5 protein-coding genes are annotated in these 9,060 nt (G+C 45.3%); 4 read left to right on the forward strand and 1 reads right to left on the reverse strand.

All coding sequences use genetic code 11. The features are described 5' to 3' along the window. Positions 1 to 177 precede the first annotated feature (177 nt). A complete protein-coding gene (purH, locus tag R7Z47_RS23410; protein ID WP_158156991.1) occupies positions 178 to 1,770 on the reverse strand; it encodes a bifunctional phosphoribosylaminoimidazolecarboxamide formyltransferase/IMP cyclohydrolase in 1,593 nt (530 codons plus the stop codon). Between the two features lie 265 nt (positions 1,771 to 2,035). On the opposite strand from purH, the gene zntR reads away from it, so the two are divergent. The 4 genes from zntR (at position 2,036) to R7Z47_RS23430 (ending at position 8,403) form a co-directional block, all read left to right on the forward strand. After that, positions 2,036 to 2,434, forward strand: coding sequence for a Zn(2+)-responsive transcriptional regulator (gene zntR, locus R7Z47_RS23415; protein ID WP_005382529.1), 399 nt, complete (start codon positions 2,036 to 2,038; stop codon positions 2,432 to 2,434). Positions 2,435 to 2,597: 163 nt separating this feature from the next. Continuing rightward, positions 2,598 to 4,160: a lysine decarboxylation/transport transcriptional activator CadC gene (gene cadC / locus R7Z47_RS23420; RefSeq protein WP_065275609.1), complete on the forward strand. Its 1,563-nt coding sequence runs from the start codon at positions 2,598 to 2,600 to the stop codon at positions 4,158 to 4,160. 646 nt (positions 4,161 to 4,806) lie between these two features. After that, on the forward strand, positions 4,807 to 6,150 hold the full coding sequence (gene cadB, locus R7Z47_RS23425) for a cadaverine/lysine antiporter (protein ID WP_005434864.1): 1,344 nt from the start codon (positions 4,807 to 4,809) through the stop codon (positions 6,148 to 6,150). Between the two features lie 117 nt (positions 6,151 to 6,267). After that, positions 6,268 to 8,403, forward strand: a complete 2,136-nt coding sequence (locus tag R7Z47_RS23430; protein WP_158156989.1) for a lysine decarboxylase CadA — start codon at positions 6,268 to 6,270, stop codon at positions 8,401 to 8,403. Positions 8,404 to 9,060: the final 657 nt, after the last annotated feature.

Below are 9,060 nucleotides of genomic sequence, written 5' to 3' on the forward strand. Positions count from 1 at the left end.
TATAAATACCGTTTGCTCAAACTCAGATATTTCGCAAAGACCTGAGTATGGCCTCTCTAATTCAATGGGACGAGGACAAGGCGACAAGTGAACTTATTCCTATGAGCATAGTATGCTATGTGATTAGGATAAGTGAACGCCGTCAACGCAGTTATCGTCCCAGTGAAGACGAGAGGATTAGTGGCGGAAGTGACGCATACCGGTAAAGATCATCGCCATGCCGTGCTCGTCGGCTGCTGCGATAACTTCGTCATCACGCATAGAGCCACCTGGCTGAATCACACACTTGATGCCCGCTTCTGCAGCCGCGTCGATGCCGTCACGGAATGGGAAGAATGCATCTGATGCCATTACACAACCTTCAACCTGTAGACCTTCGTCTGCAGCTTTGATGCCTGCGATTTTCGCAGAGTAAACGCGGCTCATTTGGCCAGCACCTACACCGATAGTCATGTCGCTTTTCGAGTAAACGATCGCGTTAGATTTCACGTATTTCGCTACTTTCCAGCAGAACAGTGCATCTTTTAGCTCTTCTTCTGTTGGCTGGCGCTTAGAAACCACTTTTAGGTCGTCTAGGCTTACCATGCCTTGGTCGCGGTCTTGAACCAGTAGACCGCCATTCACGCGTTTCACGTCAAAGCCAGTTGTCTTCGTTGTCCATTCGCCACACTCAAGTAGACGTACGTTCTTCTTCGCGGCAACCACTTCAATCGCTTCAGCAGAAACAGAAGGTGCGATGATCACTTCAACGAATTGACGCTCAACAATAGCGGTTGCTGTTTCAGCATCCAGTTCTTGGTTGAATGCAATGATGCCGCCGAATGCAGATGTTGGGTCAGTTTGGTAAGCACGGTTGTACGCTTCTAGGATGTCTTTACCTAGAGCAACACCGCATGGGTTTGCGTGTTTTACGATTACACATGCTGGCTCGTTGAACTCTTTCACACATTCAAGCGCTGCGTCCGTGTCTGCGATGTTGTTGTAAGAAAGGGCTTTACCTTGGATTTGGCGAGCAGTAGAAACGGATGCTTCTTGTGGGTTTGCTTCAACGTAGAATGCGGCTGCTTGGTGGCTGTTCTCACCGTAGCGCATGTCTTGCTTCTTCTCGAACTGTTGGTTGAACGTACGTGGGAATTTAGACTCTTCATCACCTTCTTTGTTCTCACCGTAAGATGGAACCATAGTGCCGAAGTAGTTTGCGATCATGCCGTCGTAAGATGCTGTGTGCTCGAATGCTGCGATAGCCAGGTCGAAACGAGTTTCTAGTGTTAGAGACTTCTCGTTCGCGTCCATTTCAGCGATAACACGGTCGTAGTCGTGAGCGTTCACCACGATAGTTACGTCTTTGTGGTTTTTCGCTGCAGAGCGAACCATTGTTGGACCACCGATGTCGATGTTCTCAACCGCATCAGCAAGCGTACAGCCTTCTTTAGCAACGGTTTCTGCGAATGGGTATAGGTTAACGACAACCATATCGATAGGGTTGATGCCGTGCTTTTCCATCACGTCATCATCTTGGCCACGACGACCAAGCACACCACCGTGAACTTTTGGGTGAAGCGTTTTAACGCGGCCGTCCATCATTTCTGGGAAACCAGTGTAGTCAGAGACTTCGGTTACGGCGATGCCTTGTTCGGCAAGTAGGCGAGCTGTACCACCAGTAGATAGGATATCGACACCGCGCTCAGCAAGAGCTTGCGCAAACTCAACAATACCTGTTTTGTCTGATACGCTGATAAGCGCACGGCGAATAGGACGAGCGTTATTCATGCTTCCATTTTCCTCAAATTCACGGAGTTAAAGATGTTTGCCAAAAATGAACTTGTTTTTACCTCTTGGGGTAAAATATTGGCCAGTTTTGGTAAAGACCTTTGCAGGGTGTTTTCTGGTTAGAAAACAGTCTCCACATTTGATGGCGCGTATTCTAACCAATTTATTACAAAAAAGCTCGCGCAATCGTTTGGCATCTCAAAAATAATTGCAAAAAAGTCGTTCTTTAGCTTTAAAAGTAACGAGATAGTTAATAGGGAAAGTTATGTTTCAGATAGGTGAACTGGCAAAACGTTGTGGTGTGACTGCCGATACATTGCGTTTCTACGAGAAAAACGCGCTAATAAAACCCGCAGGGCGAAGCGAATCAGGCTACCGCTTGTATGATGAAGAGAATCAAAAGCAGGTGCACTTTATCCTCAAAGGTAAAGATCTTGGCTTGAGTCTGGATGAAATTAAAGACCTGTTAGAAATTAAGTTAGAAGCGACAGAACACAGCTGTGCAGAGGTAAAAGCCATTACTTCTGCTAAGTTAGAGCTGATTGATGGGAAAATTAACGAGCTGACGAAAATTCGCCGAGCGTTAAAGAAGATTAATGATGCTTGTTGTGGTCATACAGACGATGACGCCACACATTGCTCTATCCTTGCAGCACTTGAGTAGTCTCATTCTTGCATCACTTAACTTAAGTTTGCATTTTTGGCGACTTGCTTTTCTAGGTACACGCTGCTTTCCCACCTATAATCTTGCCTTTAGTTACTTGTAGGAATCGACCATTGTCTGATTCCTAGCGTAACGCTGTCTGTAGATACGAGAGTTTTCATACATGGTTGGAGTCTATTTTCAAATCAATGACTGGGTTTTGAGCGTTGATGAAAATAAGCTGTATCGACAAGATAGGGAAGTTACTGTTGAGCCACGCTTAATTAATCTTTTGCACTTCTTAGCGGAGCATGCGAATGAGGTGTTCAACCGCGAGGAATTGATTCAGTACGTTTGGGCTGGAGCGATTGTGACCGATCAAGTGGTGACTCAATCCATCTTTGAGTTGCGTAAGCTACTACGTGACGGTCGAGAGGAAAATACCAACTACGTTATCACGGTGCCCAAGCGTGGCTATAAGCTGGTAGCGAACGTGGTTGCTATGACGCATGAAGAGTTTGTCACAAGTCGGCAAAATGAAGAGATCCCACCTTCGGTTGAAGAATCGGAAGAGGATTGTCTACCTATAGCACCAGCCGTTACCTTTCCTGCCGGTCCTCTAACTCGCGCGGTCTGCGAGATGTCAAAAGAGAAAAAAGCCCCTCAGAGCAAAAACAAAATCAGTCCTTGGCGATTGGGAATTATGAACTTCATCTGGATCAGTATGTTGGTCGTAGTGATGGGCGTGTTTACCTACAAGCAATCGGAAGTGCGTATTACCCAAGCCATCGATACCCATCTGATTGAGTTCAAGTTTCAAGATAATTTTACGAGTGAAGGATTAAGCTACGATTTGGCAGACGGATTCGCCCAAAAGTTGATGTCCGACATTGCTCAAGTCAGTGATTACCGAGTCATGCTAAAGAAGGCGTCGTTTACTTCTGGCATTGTGCCTGGTAAATCGGTTGTGGTGAGAGTTCGTGAGAATGACGGTGGCAGCTTTTTAGAGGTGGAATATCGCAATAACTCATCTGAGAAAGTGTTGTTTAGTCGTCAATACGCGTTAACCAGTAGTCATTTAAAGACAGTGCTTCAACAAGCGTCGTTGGATTTGATGCAAGTGCTGAAAGTGTCGGATGCCAAATTGAAATCTACGATGCTGGTGGCGGGAATGCCAATGAATCCCGACGCGTTGGAGTTGTTTGTTCAGGCTAACCATTACCTTAATGTCTCTGATACTAAACAATTCCGCCAAGGTATCGACTTGATGGAAAACATTTTAGAAATCGAGCCGGATAATGCTTACGTTCAAGCTGAGTTGTTGATTGCTTATCATGTACAAAAGGCACTTGATTTCTCACAGGAGTTGAAGAAAGGGCGAATGCAGCAGCTCAGTGAAGCACTAGAGACTAATGTGAAAATGATGGTGGGGCCAATTCAACCGCGAATTTATGAAGCTTTAGCACTGCACGAAACCATCATTGGTGACATGGCGTTAGCCAAGCGGCATCTCGGACAGGCATTGAGGTTACGTGATTCAGTGCTTTCCTATGTGATTCGCGGTAAGCACGCCGAATTGGATGGTGATCTGGATTTGGCCAGTGAGTCTTACAGTGAAGCTTTCTATATTGATACGTCGGTTGAGACGTACCTGCTGTGCGAAAACTTGGTCTTCCCAAGTAACATGAAGGCGATTGATTACGCCATGTATCGCGCCGTTCACCCTTCTGTCGTTCGAATGCTTTAATTCTCTCGGACTCAACGTCAGTCTAATGCTAGCCCCTCATTTCGATGAGGGGCTTTTTTGTCGCTGTCGAAAAGTGAAAAGGGTGAGGCGGTGGGGCAATGACTTACGAAGGAGCTAACAACGCAAGCTTGCAACGGGAATGCATACCCGCTTTGCTTCTCTATCTCTATCTCTATCTCTATCTCTATCTCGGCTAAATTATGTGGCGAGAATGATTCTGATGCTTTCTTGCATGCGAGATGAATATTGATATGGGTCAAGAAGCGCGAGCAGGGAGAGATTTATGGAATCAACACTTCAGGGAATCAACCCTTAGGGATGGGGAAGTTGATAGAGGTTGATAACTTTTATCGCGATGACCAACGAGTTGATGAGAGTTTATCTATCGGTAGAAGGTTTGATGTTTTTCTTATAACCGTATGAATAATATAGTTTTACATTTTTGTGTTTATCATGTTTATCTCAACTTGATGTTGATGAACTAATCATTTTATTGATAACACCAAGTTTATTTTTTTCCCGATTTTTGGGCGTAGTCTTCACTTCGAAATTTAGCGAGGTCGAGCAGGTTCTTCCTCATAGCATCTCGCTAATAACCATTCAGTTTGAGTCATGTTGACTCGAGTAGAATAGATTTGGAGATGTTATGTCATCGAATGCGAAAAAAATCGGCCTTATTGCCTGTACGGGTGTCGTAGCCGGTAACATGATGGGTAGTGGTATTGCACTATTACCTTCTAGTCTTGCCTCTGTAGGCTCTGTTTCAATCTTCAGTTGGCTGATCTGTTTGGTCGGAGCACTGAGTCTGGCGTTCGTTTACGCTCGTCTGGCAACCAAAAACCCACAAGAAGGTGGTCCTATCGCTTATGCTGGCGAAGTGTCTCCGGTATTTGGTTTCCAAACGGGCGTTCTTTATTACCACGCGAACTGGATTGGTAACCTGGCTATTGCCATTACAGGTGTTTCTTACCTTTCTGTATTCTTCCCTGTGCTTAATAACCCAATCCCAGCAGGTATTGCGACGATTGCATCGGTATGGATCTTCACTTTCGTCAACCTACTTGGTGGTAGCTGGGTAAGCCGTCTATGTACGCTTGGTCTAGTTCTTATCCTTATCCCAGTTGTTGGTACAGCTGCGTTTGGTTGGACGCACTTCGATACTGCGCTTTACAGCCAAAACTGGAACGTATCAGCAGGCACTGACAGCCACGCGGTAGTAACAGCGGTTCTTATCTGTCTATGGTCATTCGTAGGTGTGGAATCAGCAGCGGTATCGACTGGTATGGTAGAAAACCCTAAACGTACTGTACCACTAGCAACTATGTTGGGTACTGGTATCGCAGGTGTGATTTACATCCTATCAACTCAAATGATCAGCGGCATGTTCCCAGCGTCAGAAGTTGCGGCATCAGGTGCGCCATTTGCATTAGCAACCACTGAGCTATTCGGTAGCTGGACAGCACCATTCGTATCAGCATTCACAGCGCTAGCATGTTTCACTTCGCTAGGTTCTTGGATGATGCTAGTAGGTGAAGCAGGTAAACGTGCAGCAAACGACGGCAACTTCCCTAAAATCTACGGCGAAACTGACAAAAACGGTGTGCCTAAGAAAGGTCTAATCCTTGCGTCAATCAAGATGACTGCACTGATGGTTGTACTGATGTTCTTCAGCTCTAAAACAGCACACGCATCAGACCTGTTCAACCAGCTAACGACTGACGCGGTTCTACTAACTATGCTGCCTTACTTCTACTCAAGCATTAACTTGATTCGCTTCGAAGGTATGACAACACGCAACGGCTTCGTAATGCTGTTCTCTGGTGTGGCTTGTCTGTTCTGCTTCATCGCACTAGCGGGTGCAGAGGGCGGTACGCTAACAGCAACCTTCATCGTGTCTCTAGTTATCTTGATGTTCTACAGCAAAAAAGCAGGTCTTGCTCAGTACGTGAAAATGCACGCTGACGACATGCCTGCCCAAGCAAGCAACTAATCCCCAAAACGCTGGCACTACGGTGCCAGCCCATAAAACCCAAATTCACGCGGCGCTCACCTTACTCATTGCCTGTAAATGGCAAAGAGCGCCCTCATTCGCCTTGGAGATGTCCAAATGAATATATTCGCTATCTTGAACCACATGGGTGTGTTCTTTAAAGAAGAGCCAGTTCGTCAACTTCACGCTGCTCTTGAGAAAGCGGGCTACGAAGTGGTTTACCCAGTAGATGATAAAGACTTGATCAAAATGATTGAGATGAACCCACGCATTTGTGGTGTGCTGTTCGACTGGGATAAATACTCACTAGAGCTATGTGAACGTATCAGCCAAATCAACGAAAAACTGCCTGTTCACGCATTTGCTAACGAACAGTCTACTCTAGACATTTCACTAACAGACCTACGTCTAAACGTGAGCTTCTTCGAGTACGCTTTAGGTATGGCTGACGACATCGCTATCAAAATCAACCAAGCGACTGAGGCATACAAAGATGCCATCATGCCTCCATTCACTAAAGCGTTATTCAAATACGTAGAAGAAGGTAAATACACCTTCTGTACTCCAGGTCACATGGGCGGTACTGCATTCCAGAAAAGCCCTTCTGGTAGCATCTTCTACGATTTTTACGGTCCAAACACATTTAAAGCGGACGTATCAATCTCAATGCCTGAGCTAGGCTCTCTACTAGACCACTCAGGTCCACATAAAGATGCAGAAGAATACATCGCACGCACATTCAATGCAGACAGCTCGTACATCGTAACTAACGGTACGTCTACATCGAACAAAATCGTTGGTATGTACTCAGCACCTGCTGGCAGCACAGTACTGATTGACCGTAACTGTCACAAATCTCTGACTCACCTAATGATGATGAGCGACGTGACACCAATCTACTTCCGCCCAACTCGTAACGCATACGGCATCCTTGGTGGTATTCCACAAAGCGAATTCAGCCGCGATGTCATTGCAGAGAAAGTGGCGAAAACACCAGGTGCAACAGCACCAACTTACGCAGTAGTGACTAACTCAACTTACGATGGCTTGTTGTACAACACACAATTCATCAAAGAGTCGCTAGATTGTAAACACATCCACTTCGACAGTGCTTGGGTGCCTTACACTAACTTCAACCCAATTTACGAAGGTAAATGTGGTATGAGTGGTGAAGCGATGCCAGGCAAAGTGTTCTACGAAACACAATCAACACACAAACTGTTGGCAGCGTTCTCACAAGCTTCAATGATTCACGTGAAAGGCGACTTTGATAAAGAATCTTTCAACGAAGCATTCATGATGCACACTTCAACTTCACCTCAGTACGGCATTGTTGCTTCTACTGAAACTGCAGCGGCAATGATGCGCGGCAACACTGGTAAGAAGTTGATGCAAGACTCTATCGATCGCGCAATCCGCTTCCGTAAAGAGATCAAACGTCTAGAAGCAGAAAGCGACAGCTGGTTCTTCGATGTATGGCAACCAGAAAATATTGATACCACAGAATGTTGGAAACTAGACCCTAGCGACACATGGCACGGCTTCAAGAACATGGATGACAACCACATGTATCTTGACCCAATCAAAGTAACGTTACTGACTCCGGGGATGAATAAAGAAGGCGAACTAGAAGAATCAGGTATTCCTGCTTCGCTGGTGGCTAAATTCCTAGACGAGCGCGGCATCGTGGTAGAGAAAACAGGTCCATACAACTTGTTGTTCCTATTCTCAATCGGTATCGACAAATCAAAAGCAATGCAATTGCTACGCGGTCTAACTGAATTTAAACGTGGCTACGACTTGAACCTAACCATCAAGAGCTTCCTACCTTCGCTATACAACGAAGACCCAAGCTTCTATGAAGGCATGCGCGTTCAAGAACTAGCACAAGCAATTCATGACCTAACTAAGAAATACAACCTACCAGAGCTAATGTACAAAGCGTTCGATGTTCTTCCAGAAATGAAAGTAACACCACACGCAGCATGGCAAGAAGAGCTTCGCGGTAACGTAGAAGAAATCAAACTGGAAGAAATGGTTGGCCGCGTAAGTGCGAACATGATCCTTCCTTACCCTCCAGGTGTGCCACTAGTACTTCCTGGTGAAATGGTGACTCAAGAGTCTCGCCCTGTGCTGGACTTCCTAGAGATGCTTTGTGAGATCGGTGCGCATTACCCAGGTTTCGAAACCGACATCCACGGTCTATACCAACAAAAAGATGGTAGCTACACCGTAAAAGTATTGAAGAACTAAGTTCCTCTTGAAGATGACGCCATTGGGAATGCAAGCATGCTCCACTCTTACGAGCTCAATGCGTCATCGAACAATAACGACATTTAGATATACCCCTAACTAATCTGTCGTAAAGAGAAGGGCAAGGATGCTCTGATCTTTTCTTCTATATACAGAAGAAACACTTTTCCAAGACTTCACCTGAAGTACCCCAAATAAAAAGCAAAGACCAAAAGAGCAGTTCGTCATCGTTCTGCTCTTTTTTTTCATCTTTATATAGGTAGAAAGAGAAAAAAGAACCAAGAGAGATAAGATCAGTAACCGAAATCACAAAGAAATAGGCGATCTTTTAATGCGGAAGTCAGGCATTTCTTCATGAAAAGATCCTCTACAACCCGAAATATTAGACAAGATCGTTGAGTATCTATGCAGAGTGCTTGTTATTTGTTCGGTTGAAAGTTTTTTTGCAAAAAACGCTTGTGCTAATTTCTCAACCCCCTATACTGCGCATCCACCGACACGGACTGAGACGAAAGTCACACAGCGAGTCGGGAAGAGAGAAAAAAAATTTGAAAAAAATGCTTGACTCTCTCACGGTGTGAAGTAAGATACGCACCCCTAACGACGAGCAACTAAGTTGCTGAAAATGTTAGAAAAGCTCTTTAAAAATAAGAACCT

Source organism: Vibrio sp. 1641, from assembly GCF_033339995.1.
GTDB lineage: Bacteria > Pseudomonadota > Gammaproteobacteria > Enterobacterales > Vibrionaceae > Vibrio > Vibrio alginolyticus.